Raw genomic sequence first — 18,513 nt, forward strand, 5'->3', positions numbered from 1 at the left:
AAAAATCAGGGTAAAAACCTGCTGTTTGCTACGGATTTCTGTAGCGAAACCCAAGCGGTTTATGATTCTATCCGATGCATGGATATCGATTCGCTGGCCCTGCCGGACGACATTGCCGCGCTGAAAGAGATCGTTCGAGGAGCGATGTCGCGAGCTGATGCCGCCGAAGCGGATTCAGCCGCAGCGCGCGCCGCGCAGTCCGATACCGCCGCCTATGTCGAGCATCTGAAGCTGCAGATCGAGAAGCTCAAGCGCGCCCTCTACGGCCCCAGGGCGGAACGCACGGCCCGGCTGCTCGACCAGATGGAGCTGAAACTCGAAGAGCTCGAGACCAGTGCCACCGAGGACGAACTACATGCCGAGCAGGAAGCCGCGAAGGCCAAAACCACGACTGTCGCCGGCTTCACCCGCAAGCGCCCGTCGCGCCAGCCCTTCCCCGAGCACCTGCTCCGCGAGCGGGTTGTCCTGCCGGGGCCGACCCAGTGCTTCTGCTGCGGTGGCTCGCGCCTGGCCAAGCTCGGGGAGAGTGTCACCGAGACGTTGGAATCCACCCCGCGAACGTTCAAGGTAATCCAGCATGTGCGGGAGAAATTCACCTGCCGCGATTGTGAGAAGATCAGCCAGGAACCCGCACCCTTCCACACCATTCCGCGCGCCTTCGCCGGTCCCAGCCTGCTCGCGATGATCGCCTACGACAAGTTTGGCCTGCATCAGCCGCTGAACCGCCAATCCGAACGGTTCGGCCTGGAAGGCGTTGCGCTCAGCGTCTCGACCCTGGCCGATCTGATCGGCGCCACCTGTGTCGCGCTTAAGCCGGTGTATGCCTTCATCAAAACCATGGTGTTCACCGGCGGTCGGATCCACGGCGATGACACCACCGTGCCGGTGCTTGCGCAGGGTCAGACCGATATCGCCCGCGTCTGGGTTTATGTGCGCGACGATCGACCGTTTGGCGGATCGGGTCCACCCTGCGCGGTGTTCTATTATTCCCGCGACCGCGCCGGCATTCACCCGCAAAGTCATCTTGCCGAATACAGCGGGATATTCCAGGCGGATGCTTATGGCGGCTACAACAAATTGTACGTGCCGACCCGATCCCCTGGCCCGATCATCGAAGCGGCGTGTTGGGCGCACGGGCGACGAAAATTCTTCGAACTGGCCGACATCGCTCGAAACGCCAAACGCCGCGCGCAAGGCAAGACGCCTGCCTTCGTCGCCCCGATGGCGCTGGCCGCGGTGCAGCGGATCGACGCGCTGTTTGAAATCGAGCGGGGCATCAACGGCCAGTTGCCGGCTGAACGCCTGGCGGCGCGCCAACAGCTCAGCGCCCCGCTGGTCACCGAACTGGAAAGTTGGATGCGTGCCGAGCGGGCCAAACTCTCGCGGCACAACGATGTCGCAAAGGCGATGGACTACATGCTGAACCGTTGGTCGGCGTTCACGCGGTTCCTGACCGACGGGCGGATCTGCCTGACCAACAACGCGGCCGAACGCGCCCTGCGGACCCTGGCTCTGGGCAGAAAATCATGGTTATTCGCCGGTTCCGACCGGGGTGGGGAAAGGGCCGCCATGATGTACACCCTGATCACGACGGCATTATGCCGGGCGCGGCATAATGCCGTTTATGCCGTCCGCCGAACTATGCCGAATGGTTTCCGAAAAATGCACGGTTGTCGAGTTTCTCTCGGTTCTTCCGTGGCAGTTGATTCCGTTTCATTCGGCATAGTTTAGCCAGTCAGAGCGCTTCCAAGAAGGCGAGTAATCGGTCGTCGGGGCGGAAGCGCGTTTTCTTTCCGCTCTGGTATGGCGTGAGCTTTGCCAATGCGGCCTCCTTGAGGGCGATATGTGCATGCAGATAGGTCTGTGTCGTCTCGATCGATTCATGACCGAGCCAAAGCGCGATCACGGAGCAGTCGACGCCCGCCTGCAGCAACTCCATGGCCGCGCTGTGCCTCAACACGTGGGGCGACACCCGCTTCGACTTTAACGACGCACAATTTTCGGTGGCGACCTTCACATACTTCGCCAGTAGCGACTGGACGCTGTCGGCACTGAGTCGCCCACCGTGCATGTTGGGGAACAGAACAGTTCCTCCTTTCCGGGCAGGCTCCTTCAGCCATGCCTGGAGCGCACCTCGAGCAATGGTGGATAGCGGCGTGGCTCGCTCCTTCCGCCCCTTGCCGACGCACCGGACATGAGCGCCGGCGCCGAGGTGGACTGCCTCCCTGTCGAGACTGATCAACTCGGAGAGGCGCAAGCCCGTCTGGACTGCTAGAAGCAGCAAGGTGTGATCGCGGCGGCCGAGCCACGTCGTCCGATCGGTCGCGGCGAGAATGGCCTCAATCTCGGGACGTGTCAGGAAGTGCACCTGTCGCTTATCGTGGCGCTTGCTCGGTATCGCGAGCACGCGCTGGATCAGCGCGCTGTGTGCCGGCTCCTCGAACGATACGAATCGGAAGAAGGCCCTGATGGCTGTAAGGCGCAGGTTGCGAGTCTTGGGGCTGGCACCGCGCTTCATCTCAAGATCGATTAAGAATCCACCGATAAACGGTGCATCTAGGTCGCTGAGTGCCAAATCCGAAGGGGGCTTATGGAGCCGCATTTGTGCGAACCTGAACAGTAGCCGGAACGTATCCCGGTAGGATGCGATCGTGTTGGAGCTGACGTTACGCTGGCGTATGAGCCACTCGGTGAAGTAGCGCTCGATCAACGTGGCGATATTGCAGGGGGGCTTCATGGCGTCGCCTCCCATCGCCGATCGAGGCACCGCGCCGCTTCTTCCATCAACTCAGGGCAGGCCGAGAGATACCAGTATGTATCGCGTACACAGGTGTGGCCGAGGTAGGTGGAGAGTGCCGGAAGTTTCTGTTCGACGTTCTTGCCTTCGCGATGCCAATCGAGCAGCGTCCGGATAGCAAAGCGGTGCCGGAAGTCATGCACGCGTGGCCCGGTACGATCGCCAGGGCGCCGCAGCCCGATCTCATGGGACAGGCGCCAGAAGACGCGATGGACGTACTGGTGCAGCAGGCGGCCACCCTGTTCGGCGACGAAGAAGGTCGAACCGCAGCGCGGGCCGAGATGCGCATCGCGCCGGTTGGCGTAGCTGCGCAGCGCGGCGCTGGTCGTTGGATGCAATGGCAAGAGTCGTGATTTGCCGAACTTGGTCAGCCGGACCGTCAGCACCCCCTTGTCGAGGTCGACATCGTCACGCTCAATCCCCATCGCCTCAGAGAGACGCATACCGGTGACCGCGATCAGGCCGAACAGTGTATGGTAGGTCCATCGCCGCAGGCCCCTCTCTGGCGGCAAAGCCAGAGCCGCCGCCAGCAGATCATCGATTTGCGCGTCGCTGTAGATATGAGGCTTCGCACGCTTCCATCCCGGCAGGACGCCGGCTGGGGGTACCTCCGTTGTCGGATCGAAGTTGGAGACATGGCGCGCGAACCCGCGCACGTCGCTCAACCGCAAAGCCCAATACGCATGCCGATCAGGCGGCAGTGTCGCCCATTCCATCGCGAGCTTGGTAGTGATGGTTTTAGCCTTGCGCTTCTCCATGAATGCGACAAAGTCGCGGAGCCGCCGGGTTTGTTGCTCGTACTTATATCCAAGTCCCTTGCGCATACTTAGATATTTCTCGAGAGCGGATCTTAGGTCGATCATTGCGCGCCTCCCGGCCAGGGCCGACTCAATGTCCGCAGCGTTTCGATATCGACCTTCGCGTATATCCGGGTGGTGTCGTGGCTCTCGTGCCGCAGCAGCTGACCAATCTGGGACAAGGTTGCGCCGGACCGAAGCAGTTCGGTGGCGAGGCTGTGCCGGAAGATATGGGCACCGCGGTGTGCGCAGCCCTCAATTCCGACGCGATCAAGAGCCATTTTGGCGATCATCGTGATCGCACACCCAGAAGCAAAGCCGAGATGAGGCGCGAGCGTGCGAATAAACAATTGCCGACACGAGGCCTGTGGACGGCCATCGCGTAGATATGCAACGATGGCCGCGCCAACATCCGGCAAGATCGGCATTCGTGCGCGCTGTCGGCCCTTGGCACGAACGAGAATCTCGCCGGTACGCCAGTCGATATCATCCAAGGTGAGGGTCGCTACCTCGCCGGCGCGGAGGCCGAGCTTAGCCAGCATCATCAGAATGGCGTAGTCTCGCCGTCCCATAGGGGTTGCCCGGTCGCAACCGTCAAGCGCCCTCTGAACTTGGGTGGCGGTCAGAAAAGTGGGCAGTGCCGCGAATTTCCATCGTCGCATGGACGGCACACAATGGGCCAACGCGCGAGGGTTCAGCCCTTGATGGTGGAGGTAACGAAGGAAGACTCGCAGCGACGAGCACATCCCCTTCCCAGTTGCAGGGCTCCAATCCTGGGCGTGGCGCTCGATATAGCGGATCACTTCCACCTGACTGATCTTGCCTAGGTCGGCGTCGCCGGCGGGGCACACCTCGTGCAGGAACCTGCGGATAGGCGGGAGATGACGAACGATGGACTTCGGGGTCAGGCCGCGCTCTGTCCTCAGATAGGCAGCGAATTCACTAAAAATCCGATCTCGCGAGGTGGCAGGCGGCATCACCGCTGGCGCGATCGCACCTTCCTCGCGCAATACCGATAGCCATCGCTTCAGCGCGGATCGGTCGCCAGGCTGGATAGACTGCTTCCGAGCCCGATGCCGGAGATATTTTTCGGTCACTCGTTCATCGAGATCCGCCACCGTGCTGCGACGGCTTGCGATCCAACTCAACAGCCCCCCGACCACATTGAAAGATCGCCAGACGCCGTGTCGAACGAGCCCGTCTCTCACAATACGTGCTGCGTAGCGCTCGACAAGCTGGCCGTGCTGCCCGCCCTTGAGACGCTGGTACAGCCGGCTTCTAAGCAAATACTCTTCACAATTCATGTTCCTATTCTCCGCTGTTGAAAGCGGAGGCAGGGGACAAACTATGCCGAACCCATCAAGTCCAGGTCATCGCCATTTAGGGCAAAAATAAAACCATTCGGCATAGTTCGGCGGACGGCATAAACGGCAAAAATGAACGATGTCGATCCGCAGGCCTGGCTCGCCGACATCCTCGCGCGCATCGCCGGCCATCCGGTCCACCGGATCGAGGAACTGATGCCTTGGAACTGGATCGATCCGCAAAACCACAACCCAGTCGCACAGGTCGCCTGATCACCCCACTACAGCGATCCGTGAACGCCGAGCGGCTATCAGGACGCGGTCTTCGCCGGATGGATACGCCCTTTCGTTGGATTCGAACAACTCAACTTTGGCACACGATGCCGTTGGGCCGTCCACCCCAACAATCGCCATGACTCCGCCTATCTGTTTGGTGCCGTCTGCCCGGAACGCTGTATTGGTGCCGCCATCATCATGCCGGCAGTCAACAGCGAGGCGATGGCCGAGCATCTTCGGGAAATCAGCACGCAGGTCGCGCCCGGCGCGCACGCCGTGCTGGTGCTCGATGGCGCCGGCTGGCATCAAGCCGGCGAACGGTTGCCGGTGCCCGACAACATCAGCCTGCTATCGCTGCCGCCCTATTCGCCAGAGCTCAACCCCGTCGAAAACATCTGGCAATTTCTGCGCGATCACCCAACGAGACTGGATCAAAGCGGTCATTGAATAGGCAGGTTGGTATGAAATTCGATTCGGGCTCTTATGCTACAATCTGGGGCGTTGCGTTACTTCGGGCCGATTTGCGGAATGCGGGTCAGGCCCGGCGCCGGGTCAGGATGGTCTGGATGATCACCGCGATCAGCAGGAAGATGCCGCTGGCGAGATTCTGGTAATAGGAGCTGAGATTGCCGATCTGGTCGATGACGTTTTCGATCAGGCCGAGCAGCAGGACGCCGGAGAGCGCGCCAGCCATGGTGCCGACGCCGCCGGTGAGCAGGACGCCGCCGATGACGGCGGCGGCAATTGATTTGAGTTCCTCCCCCTGCCCTGCCGTCGAGATGCCCGACGAGAGATGGGCGGCGAGCAGGGCGCCGGACAGGCCGGCGAGCGTGCCCGAGACCATGTAGGTGATCACCTTGATGCGGACGACCGGGACGCCGAGCATGCGGGCGGCTTCCTCGTTGCCGCCGATGGCGAAGACCGCGATGCCGTAGCGGGTGCGGTTCAGCACGATGGCAGCGATGATGAAGCCGATCACCATGATCCAGATCAGGTTGTCGATGCCGAGGATCTGGCCGTTGGCGATCAGGCCGAACACGCCGGGCTGGGCGATGACCAGGCTGTTTTTGGCCAGGACGAGGGCGAGGCCGCGCACGCCGAGTAGGGCGGCGAGGGTGACGATGAACGGGGCCATGCCGGCCTGGGCGATCAACAGCCCGTCGATCAGTCCCACGGCGCAGCCGGCGGCGGCGGGGACGAGCAAAGCGAGCGGCCAGCCATAGGGCAGGACGTAGGCGGCAAGGACCGAGCCGAGGCCGATCAGGGAGCCGACCGACAGATCGAACCCACCGAGAATGATCACGAAGGTCTGGCCGATCGCGACGAGAGCGAGGAAGGTCGCGGCATCGCCGATATTCTGGAAGTTTGCGACGGTCGGGAAATAGGGGAAGCGCAAGCTCGCCGCGATGACCGCGATGATCAGGACGCCGATTGCGCCGCGCGACTGGATCAGGCCGACGAGGCGGGCGCGGCGGGCGGCATCGGGCAGGGCGATAGAGGTGGATGCCGACATGGTCAGCCCCCTGCCCGCTGGAGATAGAGGGCGGCGACGATGAAACCGGCCTTGAGGATCTGGGCGTAGCTGAAATTGATGTCGTTCATGATGAAACTCGCCCCGAGGACCTGAAGCAGCAGGACGCCGACCACGCCGCCGAGGATCGAGACCCGGCCGCCCGAGAGCGGGGTGCCGCCGATGACGGCAGCGGCGATGGCGTCGAGCTCGTAATTCAGGCCGATGTAATTGGGGTCGGACGCGCCGAGCCGGGCAGCGGCGAAGACCCCGGCGAGGCCGGCGAGCAGGCCGCTGACGGCGTAGACCGCGAGCAGGGTGCGGCGCGCCTTGATCCCGGCGATCATGGCGGCGGCACGGTTGGAGCCGATGAACATGACCGAGCGGCCGAAGATGGTGGTGCGGACCAGCACGGCGATCAGGGCCGCGATGATCAGGGCGATGATGGCGACGAAGGGGATCACCCAGACCGCGCCGATGCCGAGCGTGTCGAACACGCCGGTGGTCGGCAGGTTGACCCGCGAGCCATCGAGCAGGGCTTCGGCGGTGCCGCGCGCGGCGACCAGCAGAGCGAGGCTGGAGATCAGGGGGTTGATGTCGAGAGCGGCGATCAGGCTGCCGTTGATCAGGCCGATCAGCAGGCCACCGACGAGCCCGGCGGCGATGGCGACCGCGGGGCCGCCAGGCAGAGCGAGCGCCATGACGGCGGTGGCGAATCCCATGGTCGAACCGACCGAGAGGTCGATCCCGCGGGTGCCGATCGCGAGGCTTTCGCCGAGGGTGACCAGAATGACCGGTGCGGCTTCGAACAGGAGGTTGCGGATGACGAAGACGTTGCGAAAGCCGGGGGTGAACAGGATGTCGATCACGATGAGGATCGCGAAGGCGACATAAACGCTGTTGGCGCGCAGAATTGCGACCGGGGATCGCCCGGCCAGGAACGCGCGGGGGGCGACCGCTTCGCTCACGGGGTTGCCAGCATGTCGAGCACCTGCTGGACGGCCAAGCCGGCGGTTTCGACCGCGCCGCTCACGGCACCTTCGTTGAGGACGACCAGACGATCGGCAAGCACGATGAGTTCCTCCATTTCCGATGAGGTGACCAGAACGCCTAATCCCTGCTCGACCAGATGGCGGATGGCGTCGTGCACCTCGGCTTTGGCACCGACATCGATGCCGCGGGTTGGATCGTCGAGCATGATCGCGCGCGGCGCGGTGGCGAGGCAGCGGGCGAGCAGCACTTTCTGCTGGTTGCCGCCGGAGAGGCCGCTGATCGGCGCCTGGGGACCAGCGGTCTTGATGCCGAGCTGGCGGGTGAAGGCGGCGACCAGTTCCGCCTGACGACGGCGGGAGACGAAGCCGAACCGGGCGATCTGCGGCAGGACCGTGGCGGTGAGATTTTCCGCGACCGAGAGTTTCGGGAATATACCCTCGGCGCGGCGGTCTTCCGAGAGGAAGGCGAGACCGGCGGCGATGGAGTGGCGCGGGGTCGGGGCGGGCAAGGTGTGGCCGGCGACGCTGATGTTGCCGGAGTCCTTGAGGGTCGCGCCGAAGATGCTCTTCATGGTTTCGGTGCGCCCCGAACCGAGCAGGCCGGCGAGGCCCACAACTTCGCCGGGGCGGACGGCAAGCGCGACATCGCGCACCCGGTTGCGCCAGTTCAGCCCCTCGACCGCGAGAGCCGCATCGCCCTCCTGACGGGTGCGCGGGGCGTGGGTGCGGTTCAGCGCTTCGGCGTTGCGGCCGAGCATGGCGCCGATCAGGGACGCGCGGGGGAGATCGGCGGTCGGGGCGCTGGCGACCAGCACCCCGTCGCGCAGGACGCTCAGCCGGTCGCACAACCGGTAGGATTCCGAGAGCCGGTGGCTGACGAACAGGATGGCGATGGAGTCCGCCTTCAGCCGGTCGATCACGCGGAACAGGGTTTCGACCTCGTTGCCGGTGAGGGCGGAGCTTGGTTCGTCGAGGATGGCGACGCGGGCCCCGAGGCGGACGCCGCGCGCGATCGAGACCATTTGCTGCAAACCAAGGCCGAGGGAGCCGAGCCGGGCGCGCGGGTCGATCGCGAGGTCGTAGCGGGCGAGCAGGGCGCTTGCTTCGCGGTCCATCCGCGCGCGGTCGATCAGGAGGCCGCATTTGCGAGGTTCGTTGCCGAGGAAGAGGTTCTCGGCGACGCTGCGCTCCGGGATCAGGTTGATTTCCTGATAAACCGCGCTGATGCCGTGGCGCTGGGCGGCACGCGGACTGTCGAGCCGGGCCGGGGTGCCGGCGATGCGGATTTCGCCGCTGTCGGGCTGGTAGAAGCCGGTGAGGATTTTGATCAGGGTCGATTTGCCCGCGCCGTTTTCGCCGGCGAGGCCGTGGACCTCGCCCTGGTTGAGGGCGAAGGACACGTTCTGCAGGGCCTTGACCGCCCCGAAAATCTTGGAGACCGCATGGGTCTCCAGGATCGGGGTGCGGGTTGTCGCCTCGTTGCTCACCTAGAACGGCACGTTGTTCTTGAGCGCCGCCTTGGCATTGGCCGGGGTGTAGAGGTGATCCTTCAGCACGATGTGCTGCGGCACCGGTTTGCCGTCGAACCAGTTCTGCAGTTCGTGGAACGCGATGGGCCCGAAGCGGGGATTGGTTTCGTCATCGGCGTAGATCCAGCCGCTGACGATGTCCTGCACGCCCTGTTTGGTGCCGTCGATCGAGACGATTTTCACCTGGCCGGGTTTTTTGCCGGCATCGCGCAGGGCGGTGATCACGCCGAACGCCATGGTGTCGGCCTGGGCGTAGACGGCGGTGACGTTGGGGTGGGCGAGCAGGATCTGGCTCATCGCCTTTTGCGCATCGGTGGTGAACCAGTTGCCGGTCTGTTCGGCGACGATTTTCATGCCGGGATAGGCTTTCAGCGTGTCATCGAAGCCTTTGGTCCGGGCGACCTCGACCGAGTTGCCGTAGGCACCCTGGATTTCCGCGACGACCGCGTGGCCGCCCGTGGCCTTGGCGAGTTCCTTCGCGTCGATCTCGCCCTGTTTGTAGTAGAAATTGGAGCCGAGGAAGCTGAGATAGCCGGCGCATTTGCCGCCGGCGGTGCGGCGATCGAGCGTGACGATCGGGATGTGCTTGGCTTTGGCCTGGGCGAAGGCGGGTTGCAGCCCGGTGGAATCGAGCGGGGCGATGATCAGGGCCTGCGCCCCCTGGTTGATCATGTTCTCGACATCCGCGACCTGGCGGGATTCGTCGCTATGGGCATTGGTGTAGATCAGGTGTTTGACGTGGAACGCCGCTGCGGCGTCGCGCACCGATTTGGTCTCGCCGGCGCGGAACGGGTTGGCGTTGGACTCCGATTGCGAAAACCCGACGACCAGTTTGGACAGATCGACATGGGTGGGGTGCGGGTTCACGCAGACCGCTTTGGATTGCATCTGCGTGATTTTCGCGGGATCGACCTGCGGGGCGGCGTGGGCGGCGATGATACTGCCGATGGTTCCGGCCAATACTGTCGTGCCGAATGCCAGCAATTTCCTTGACTTTGTAGGTGACATATTCCCTCCATTATCGCCGCGCTTCGATACGCGACTGTTTCGTGGTTTTTTATCGATAATGGCCAGATTAAGCGCTGTCAATTATATATTATATTCGACTTTATGCGTGTTTTGCCCCGCCCAAGGCGCTTGGAACGCCGCGGGCGGGCTTTGCTTCAGTAGGGCACACCGCTGGCGAGGGCTGATTTGGCGTTGGCCTGGGTGTAGAGATGGTCCTTGATGACGATGTGCTGCGGCACGGGTTTGCCGTCGAACCAGTTCTGCAGCTCGTGCAGGGCGATGGGTCCGAAACGGGGGTTGGTTTCGTCATCGGCGTAGATCCAGCCGCTGACGATGTCCTGCACGCCCTGTTTGGTGCCGTCGATCGTGACGATCTTGACCTCGCCCGGTTTTTTGCCGGCGTCGCGCAGGGCGGTGACGGCACCGTAGGCCATGGTATCGCTCTGGGTATAGACCGCATTCACATTCGGGTGAGCGAGCAGGATCTGACTCATGACCTTCTGGGCATCGGTGGTCGACCAGTTGCCGGTCTGGGCTGCGATGACTTTCATGCCGAGATAGGGTTTGATCGCGGCGGCGAAGCCTTTGGTGCGCTCGGTTTCGACCGAGTTGCCGTAGGCACCCTGGATTTCCGCGATCACCGCGTGGCCGCCGGTTGCCTTGGCGAGCTGCTTGCCGTCGATTTCGCCCTGCTTGTAGAAATTCGAGCCCATGAAGGTGAGATAATCGGTGCAGTGGGTGCCGGCGGTATGGCGGTCGATCGTGATGATCGGGATGTGTTTCGCGACCGCCTGGGCGAAGGCGGGTTGCAGACCGGTGGAGTTCAGCGGGGCGATCACCAGCGCCTGGGCACCCTGGTTGATCATGCTTTCGATATCGGCGACCTGCTTGGCTTCGTTGCTGTGGGCGTTGGTATAGATGTAGCGCTTGGCATGGAACGAGTGGGCGGCGTCCTTCAGAGACTTGGTCTCTTCGGCGCGGAACGGGTTTTCATTGCCCTGCGACTGGGAAAAGCCGACGACCATGCTGGAGAGTTTCGTGTGGTCGGGGTGCGGATTGACGCAGACCGCCTTGGAGCGCGAGCGGATCATCTGGGCCGCGTGATCGGGTGCAGCATGGGCGGCCGGCATGGCGCACAGGGCGGCGATGCCCATCAGCGCACCGATCGGTGCAAGGTGGCGCGGGCTGCTGCGGCGCTGGCGTGGATTGTTGCTGGTCATCTGGTTCCCTCCGATTTCTATCCTCATCGAGGACGTTGTTGGTGATTGATTGGCGGCGCCCGGGACGTGGCGGAGCCGCTTTGGTCGCGTTGCGACGCGACCGACCGATTGAATCCCCTTTTTGTTCCATATTACGAAACTTCGTTCTGAAATAAATCTAGTGTGTGCCGATGCCGCCGTCAATTGCCCCTCCCCTCGGGCGCGCAGCGGTCACGTCACGTTGATGGGACCGGGGCGCACGGCGCGAAGGCAATTGAATTCTGGGGGTGGATCGCGCCTGTAATCGCGCGTCGGGCGCGGGTGAAATCAGCGGCCGAGCAGGATCGGGATGGTGCTATTCTTAATCCATATTGAGCAACACCTAAAATAGACCACATAATATCGATATATTACACTCATAAAAAAGTCCGAGTGGGTGGTGTAACCTGACGTCTGGAAATTCATTTTGGGTTGGGAGTTGGTGCCCTTGCCGGGGCATGCCCCGGCAAGGGCTGTTCATTCTGGTATTCCATGCAGTTGTTCACACCAACATGGAGACCGATGAATGGACGCCAAAAAGGATACGATTATCGAGGCACTTTTGGAACATCTGATCGAAAACGGCGCAGGCGATATCGCCACGGTATTTGCCAGGACCTTCGAACTCGCCATGCAGATCGAGCGCGAACGCTTCCTCCACGCCAGTCACTACGAGCGCAACCCCGATCGTCAGGGTTACGCCAATGGCTACAAGCCCAAGCGGATCGATACCCCGGCCGGGTCGATCACCGTCGATGTCCCCAAAACCGCCGGTCACGTGGGCGAACCCTTCTACCCACAGTCCCTCGAACGCGGCCGACGCTCGGTCCGCGCCGTCATGGTCGCCGTCGCCGAAATGTACATCAAAGGCGTCTCCACCCGCGACGTCGAGGCCGTCATGCGCGAATTCGGCATCGAAAGCCTCTCCTCCGCTCAGGTCAGCCGCGCCAGCAAGCTGCTCGATGACGAACTCGCCGCCTGGCGCACCCGACCCCTCGCCGAGATCCGCTACCTCATCCTCGACGCCAGATATGAAAAAATGCGCGATAATGGCGTCGTCCGCGATGCCGCCGTGCTCTCGGCCATCGGCATCGGACCCGATGAACGCCGCCGTGTCCTCGGCGTCTCGGTCGCCCTTTCCGAGGCCGAAGTCCATTGGCGTGCCTTCCTCGAAAGCCTCCATCAGCGTGGCCTGCGAGGCGTCGAATTCATCGTCTCCGATGACCATGCCGGATTGCACGCCGCACGCCGCGCCGTCTTCGGCGCCGCACACTGGCAACGATGCCAGTTCCACCTCGCCCAAAACGCCATCCACCACGCCCCCAACCACGCCATCCGCAAACGCATCGGCGCAGAACTCCGGACCGTCTGGAACGCAAATTCCCTCGCCGCTGCCCAGATCGCTCTCACAACCCTCGTCAATGCCTATCGCGACACCGCACCAAAGCTCGCCGATTGGCTCGAACGAAATATCCCCGAAGGCCTCACCGTCTTCACACTGCCAGAACCCCACCAGCGCCGGCTTCGCACTTCCAACCCCATGGAACGCGGCATCCAGCAGGAACTCAAACGCCGCACCACCAAAATCAGGGTCTTCCCCAACGAAGCCTCCCTCGAACGCCTCGTCAGCGCCGTCCTCGTCGAAATCGATGAAAAATGGGCCGCCGACACCAAGGGCTACATCAAGTGGGACTACCAGGATGCCTGACCCCCGCTCGCCCTATTTTCCAGACATCAGGTTGCTCAATCTCCGAGTGGCACTACAAACGTATTCAAAGGGGGTCAGACGGTGAGTTTCTGGATCCCTCCTGGTGCGGCATTGAGCGCCAGCGCTTGCCAGCGCACCATAAATCCGGCGCAAGGCTGGTTCGGCGACTGTGGCCTTGCTGACATGCAGGGTGCGCCCGTCGTGCTGCTGCAAGGTTGCGGTGATCCGTTGCTGCACCGAGATGATTTCGCGCAATCGGGTCCATGACAGGGGCTCCCCTGCCGCTTTTAGTTTATGCCGGATTGCCTGGACCAGTTGATAGGCCAGCACGGTGATGAACAGATGTCCTTCGGTGCGGTCCGCTTTGTGATGGAACACCGGTCGGAGGCCGAGTTCCGATTTGAGACCGCGGAACACCGCCTCCAGATCGGTCAACATGGTGTAGGTGTGCCACAAGGCGGCGGCGTCCCAGGTGGTTTCATTGCTGCGCAGACAATAGACCCCGGGATGTGTCAGCATTGAACCCTCGAGTGGAACCTTGACCCAGGTGATCGACGCGGCCTTGGTTCCGGTCTCATCGGGAGTCACGATGATCTCATAGTGTTGGCCGATGCCGTTGCTCTTCTTTATCAATCTTCCGATGCGTCGCTGGATATCGGCCAGGTTTTTCCGTCCGTAGGGAAGGCCCTCTTCCCAGCGGGATAGCAATCGGAGGCAAGCAGGTAGGTCATGACGGTCGAGCCCACGCCACCTCCAATGATCCGGGATTCCCTTACGATTCGCCATGTCCTAGACTCGTCTCGTCATGAAGCAGAGCCCAGCCATGGATGGCGTGATCCTCGAACTCCGCGCCCGTGCGCCGGAATTGAACAGGTTCCGTAGTTGGCGGATCGAGATCGATCGTGATCTGTTTGGCCTGCTTAATGCCAGGATCACATACGGACGGATCGGGACAACCGGCCGAACGCTCCGCTGGGATTTCGAGAACGACGCGGAGGCTGCGCGATTTCTGCGTGTGAAGCTCCGTCGGCGCGCGAGTGGCACGATGCGGCGCGGTGCGGCCTACCGGGTCGTCGAAGCCAGTCCGGTTGTCGCCCCTTTCGTCGGCATGTTCATGCCGATAGACGGGTAACAGCATGAACGAAAACGCGAAGCTCCCTGGGACATCAGATCTATGGCAAACCTATCTCGATTGCCCACCCGATCTAAAAACGGTGCTGCGGATCGAAGCGCTCGGTGCGCCGTCATCCGATCAATATCGTCTGGCCGGTCATCTTGCGGGAAGCGATCTGCCGGGTCCGAAAGGAAAGCCCTGGTCCTATAATGCGGTCCGTCTTGCCTTCGATGGCCTGAGGCGCAAAGGCCTGATCACGGCGCGGGAGGGTTGCAGGGCGACGCTGCTTCATCCTGTCGCAGTCGACGCGCTGGCTTCGCCCGAGGCCGACGATATCCTCGCCATCGTCGATGCGGCCTATCCCACTACTTACGCACGGATGCTCGGGTCAGCCGGTCGCTATCAGGGGGATTACACCGCACTCATCCGCATGGTGCGACACGCGATCTACCGGAACGATGGGGAACAATTTGCCGCGCTATGCGCCTTCCACGACAAGCATTGCGTTCCCCATAGCTCGACCAGAGTGCTGGCGACACTCTTCTCAGCCACGCCGATCGGGGTCGACTGGCTGCGGAACCGCCAGCCGTTGATCCAGATTGGCTTGTTCAAGGCCAAGCTGGACGCGGAGTCGGAGATGCATGATCCAATGCCCGATCTGGATACGCTGCGGACTTATTTCAGATCCGTCCAGAGTGAGGCGGCGTTTGCAACTCTCGCCCCCGTTTTACTCGACGACGATCTGCTGGCCGGACGGGTCGATGAGGCCCGGACTCGTCTGGCGGCAGCGCCCGACGCCACGACCGTTGAGGCGATGTGCACTGCTGCGGCGGTCCAATTTCTGACCGGTCAGGCTGATAAGACGCGCCAAGGTTACCGCGCCGCGCTGAAGCGCCTGCGCAAGGATCGCGGCCGGCGGAAAGTCTTTCTCGATGATTTTCACGGACTGTTGTTTTTACTCAGCCTGCTTGAAGCCAACGACGCGACCGTGCATCATGAGGCAGGTACTTATCTCGAAGGCCTTCTGTCCACGCCGGCGGGACATATCGGCGCCTATCTGAGCGTGCAGGCGCTGCTCTGGCTCAGTCAGGGATTCGACGCCAAGGCAGCCGGGGTCGTCAAAACACTCCGTCGCGACGTCCCCTGGCCGCCGTTCGATCTCGCGATGCGGGCCCTCGCTGAATATGCGGTTGATCCCGGGATCTCTCGCAAGCATCGCGAGGTCTTGGCGACCGAATTCAGTCGCCTGAACGATCGCTCCCCTCTCTTAGCGCAGGTTCATGCCGAGATCCTGTCAGAGATCGCGCTGAACCCTGCCCCCTATCGCGCCCGGCTTGAGGAAATCGGCGCCGCAGTCACCCTTCGGTTCACGCAGATCATTCGCCTCCAGGAACCTTGGCAGCGCGCCCTCGATAATCTGGGGGCGTTGTTGGGTGCACGAGCCCCGCAGCCCGATCCCTCGGCAGCACGGGGTACGCCGGGCAAGCGTCTCGCATGGTTCGTCGATCCCGAGAGTAAGGTGATCGACGTCGTCGAGCAAACAGCGAAGGGTGCCAGCTGGTCGGATGGCAGGCCGATTGCCCTGAAGCGGTTGCATGAGCATGATCCTCGCTTGAGTTACCTGACGCCTGAAGATCGTGCCGGTCTGGTCGGCCTGCGTCGCGAGGCTGCCGGATGGGGCGATAGCGAGGTCTATTATTTCGATACGGTCCGTGTGCTGCCAGCGCTGGTCGGACATCCGGTCGTATTCGACGCGCGGCACCGGTCCCGTTCGATCGAACTGGTCGCCTATCCGCTGGAGCTGGTCATCACCAAGAAAGGCAGGGATTTCCATCTCGCGCTGTCTCATACCGCCGATGAACCTGCCGTGTTCCTCGAAGCGGAAACGCCGACCCGCTACCGGGTGATCGAGTTTCCGAGACGTATGCTGCCAATCCAGGATATTCTGGGCCGGCGCGGCCTGACGGTTCCGATCAAGGCACGGGATCAGGTGATCGCTCTGATCCGCAGCACCAACCCGACCCTGCCGATCCGCGCCGAGATCGATGAGATCGAGCAGGAAGCGCGGCCGGGCATCGCGACCCCAGTCGTCCAGATCATTCCGCAGGGTGACGGGATAAGGCTCAATATCATGGTGCGACCGTTCGGTGCCGACGGACCGGCCTACGTCGCCGGACTCGGCGGGCGGTCGGTGTTGACCACGATCGCTGGCCAACAAATCCGTGTCAGTCGTGACCTCGAAGTCGAGATCGCCGAGCGTAAAGCGCTGATCACCGCCTGCCCGACCTTGCGTGACCGTCGTGGTGCGGAGGCTCATGAATGGGTGCTCGATGATCCGGAGGGTAGCCTTGAATGCCTCCTCGAACTGCAGGCATATACAGGGACAGTTGCGGTCGAATGGCCTGAGGGTCAGCGGATCCGTGTTCACGCCGCCTCCTCCGATCGGATGAAGGTGAAGATCAGCCGTGATCGTGATTGGTTCAATGTCGACGGGTCCATTGCCCTCGATGAGGATCGCGTCGTGGAGATGCAATTCCTCCTCGACCGGCTGAGCCGCACGCAGGGGCGGTTCGTCAAGCTGGAAGATGGTGGCTTCGTCGCCCTCACACACCAGTTGCAGAGCCAGTTGGAGAGATTGACTGCGGTTTCCGAAACGCATCGGTCCGGGCGACGGGTCCATGCACTGGGTGCCGCCGCGCTCGATGCGGCGTTGGCCGAGGGGGGTACTATCATCGCCGACGCCGCGTGGAAGCGTCAGATCCAGCGGATTACCTCAGCCGAGAACTGGACCCCTGCCCTGCCCGCTCATCTGCAGGCAGAGCTCCGCGATTACCAGATGGACGGTTTCGTCTGGCTCTCACGTCTCGCCCGCTGGGGAGCCGGTGCCTGCCTCGCTGACGACATGGGACTCGGCAAGACCGTCCAGACGATCGCCGTGCTGCTCGAACAGGCGCAGTCGGGCCCCTGTCTGGTCGTGGCGCCGACCTCGGTCTGCCCAAATTGGGGCGCGGAACTGCGGCGGTTTGCCCCGACGCTTGCGGTACATCGGTTATCGGCCAGCGGTGCTCGCGCGACGCTGATCGCGGCGCTTGGGCCAAACGATATTCTGATCTGCAGCTATGGGTTGCTGCATCAAGAGAGCGAACTGCTTGCCGGCGTAAAATGGTCGATGGTCGTTCTGGACGAGGCCCAGGCGATCAAGAATGCCGATACCAAACGCGCGCAGGCGAGCCTGTCGCTGCACGCGGACTTCCGTGTGGTGCTGACCGGGACGCCGGTCGAGAACTATCTCGATGAATTGTGGAGCCTGTTCAACTTCCTCAACCCTGGCCTGCTCGGATCACGAGAGGGGTTCCAGAAACGATTCGCTGTCCCGATCGAGCGGGATCGTGATCTTCCGGCGCGCCAGGCGTTACGGACGCTGATCCGACCGTTCCTGCTGCGCCGGACCAAGGCCGCGGTGCTGAGCGAACTGCCGCCACGAACCGAACAGACCGTCGTGGTGGAAATGAACGAGGCCGAGCGCCTCTTCTACGAGGCGTTACGCCGACAGGCGCTCGACAGCTTGGCTGCATTAGACACACAACCGGGCAAACGTAAGATCCATATTCTCGCCGAGATCACGCGACTGCGGCGGGCATGCTGCAACCCCGCGCTGATCGATGCGAGCGCTTCGGTGCCGAGCAGCAAGCTCGAGACGTTTCTGGGTCTGGTCGAGGAGTTGATCCGCAACCGGCACCGGGCCCTGGTGTTCAGCCAGTTCGTTGGCCATCTCGGTCTGATCCGCGCCGCGCTCGATCAACGTGGCATAAGCTATGAATATCTCGATGGTATTACGCCGGCATCGGCTCGGGAACGGCGGGTCGCTCTGTTCCAGGCGGGGCATTCGGATTTGTTCCTGATCAGTCTGCGCGCTGGCGGTACCGGGTTGAACCTGACAGCGGCCGATTATGTGGTGCATCTCGACCCCTGGTGGAACCCGGCGGTCGAGGATCAGGCCTCAGACCGGGTCCATCGCCTCGGTCAGGAGCGGCCAGTCACGATATATCGCCTGATCATGGAAAACAGCATCGAAGAACGCATTCTCGCCCTGCATCGGGACAAGCGCGATCTCGCCTCCGAATTGCTGGAAGGTGGCGAAGTCGCCGCCCGTCTGACCGAGGATGAATTGATTGATCTGATACGGAACTAGTCCCCATTTCTCAGTGTCCATCCGGGAACACCTTGAATCTTTGGAGTC

11 protein-coding genes and 4 pseudogenes are annotated in these 18,513 nt (G+C 62.4%); 6 read left to right on the plus strand and 9 right to left on the minus strand.

Annotated features, from left to right (window positions below; translation table 11 throughout):
• Positions 1 to 78: 78 nt before the first annotated feature.
• Positions 79 to 1,596 (plus strand): annotated as a pseudogene (gene tnpC, locus SIL87_RS03035) (IS66 family transposase); the annotation flags it as partial.
• A gap of 139 nt (positions 1,597 to 1,735) precedes the next feature.
• Here tnpC and SIL87_RS03040 read toward each other — a convergent pair.
• From SIL87_RS03040 to SIL87_RS03050, 3 genes are all read right to left on the minus strand, one after another.
• Positions 1,736 to 2,737, minus strand: a complete 1,002-nt coding sequence (locus SIL87_RS03040; RefSeq protein WP_319612624.1) for a tyrosine-type recombinase/integrase — start codon at positions 2,735 to 2,737, stop codon at positions 1,736 to 1,738.
• Entirely contained in the window at positions 2,734 to 3,555 is an 822-nt protein-coding gene (locus SIL87_RS03045) for a tyrosine-type recombinase/integrase (RefSeq protein ID WP_319612735.1), read from the minus strand. Before SIL87_RS03045 ends, SIL87_RS03040 begins: the two co-directional genes overlap by 4 nt.
• Before the next feature lie 101 nt (positions 3,556 to 3,656).
• On the minus strand, positions 3,657 to 4,898 hold the full coding sequence (locus SIL87_RS03050; protein WP_319612622.1) for a site-specific integrase: 1,242 nt from the start codon (positions 4,896 to 4,898) through the stop codon (positions 3,657 to 3,659).
• Between the two features lie 123 nt (positions 4,899 to 5,021).
• On the opposite strand from SIL87_RS03050, the pseudogene SIL87_RS03055 reads away from it, so the two are divergent.
• Together SIL87_RS03055 and SIL87_RS03060 are read left to right on the plus strand one after the other, a co-directional pair.
• A pseudogene (locus tag SIL87_RS03055) lies at positions 5,022 to 5,171 on the plus strand (transposase domain-containing protein); the annotation flags it as partial.
• 63 nt (positions 5,172 to 5,234) lie between these two features.
• A pseudogene (locus SIL87_RS03060) lies at positions 5,235 to 5,591 on the plus strand (transposase); the annotation flags it as partial.
• 118 nt (positions 5,592 to 5,709) lie between these two features.
• Here SIL87_RS03060 and SIL87_RS03065 read toward each other — a convergent pair.
• The 5 genes from SIL87_RS03065 to SIL87_RS03085 form a co-directional block, all read right to left on the minus strand.
• Entirely contained in the window at positions 5,710 to 6,687 is a 978-nt protein-coding gene (locus SIL87_RS03065) for an ABC transporter permease (protein ID WP_319612760.1), read from the minus strand.
• Positions 6,688 to 6,689: 2 nt separating this feature from the next.
• Positions 6,690 to 7,652, minus strand: a complete 963-nt coding sequence (locus SIL87_RS03070; RefSeq protein WP_319612761.1) for an ABC transporter permease — start codon at positions 7,650 to 7,652, stop codon at positions 6,690 to 6,692.
• The gene (locus SIL87_RS03075; RefSeq protein ID WP_319612762.1) at positions 7,649 to 9,163 is read right to left on the minus strand and encodes a sugar ABC transporter ATP-binding protein; all 1,515 of its coding nucleotides are present in this window, start codon (positions 9,161 to 9,163) and stop codon (positions 7,649 to 7,651) included. The genes SIL87_RS03070 and SIL87_RS03075 overlap by 4 nt, the downstream gene beginning before the upstream one ends.
• The gene (locus tag SIL87_RS03080) at positions 9,164 to 10,213 is read right to left on the minus strand and encodes an ABC transporter substrate-binding protein (protein WP_319612763.1); all 1,050 of its coding nucleotides are present in this window, start codon (positions 10,211 to 10,213) and stop codon (positions 9,164 to 9,166) included.
• A 155-nt stretch (positions 10,214 to 10,368) separates the two neighbouring features.
• Positions 10,369 to 11,433, minus strand: a complete 1,065-nt coding sequence (locus SIL87_RS03085) for an ABC transporter substrate-binding protein (RefSeq protein ID WP_319612764.1) — start codon at positions 11,431 to 11,433, stop codon at positions 10,369 to 10,371.
• A gap of 544 nt (positions 11,434 to 11,977) precedes the next feature.
• On the opposite strand from SIL87_RS03085, the gene SIL87_RS03090 reads away from it, so the two are divergent.
• Positions 11,978 to 13,159, plus strand: coding sequence for an IS256 family transposase (locus SIL87_RS03090; RefSeq protein ID WP_319612316.1), 1,182 nt, complete (start codon positions 11,978 to 11,980; stop codon positions 13,157 to 13,159).
• 74 nt (positions 13,160 to 13,233) lie between these two features.
• On the opposite strand, the pseudogene SIL87_RS03095 reads toward SIL87_RS03090, so the two are convergent.
• Positions 13,234 to 13,846, minus strand: a pseudogene (locus tag SIL87_RS03095) (IS1634 family transposase); the annotation flags it as partial.
• A gap of 136 nt (positions 13,847 to 13,982) precedes the next feature.
• On the opposite strand from SIL87_RS03095, the gene SIL87_RS03100 reads away from it, so the two are divergent.
• The gene (locus tag SIL87_RS03100) at positions 13,983 to 14,291 is read left to right on the plus strand and encodes a WGR domain-containing protein (protein ID WP_319612766.1); all 309 of its coding nucleotides are present in this window, start codon (positions 13,983 to 13,985) and stop codon (positions 14,289 to 14,291) included.
• 4 nt (positions 14,292 to 14,295) lie between these two features.
• Positions 14,296 to 18,465, plus strand: coding sequence for a DEAD/DEAH box helicase (locus tag SIL87_RS03105; RefSeq protein WP_319612767.1), 4,170 nt, complete (start codon positions 14,296 to 14,298; stop codon positions 18,463 to 18,465).
• The last annotated feature ends 48 nt before the right edge of the window (positions 18,466 to 18,513 follow it).

This window comes from Acidiphilium acidophilum, from assembly GCF_033842475.1.
Classification (GTDB): domain Bacteria; phylum Pseudomonadota; class Alphaproteobacteria; order Acetobacterales; family Acetobacteraceae; genus Acidiphilium; species Acidiphilium acidophilum.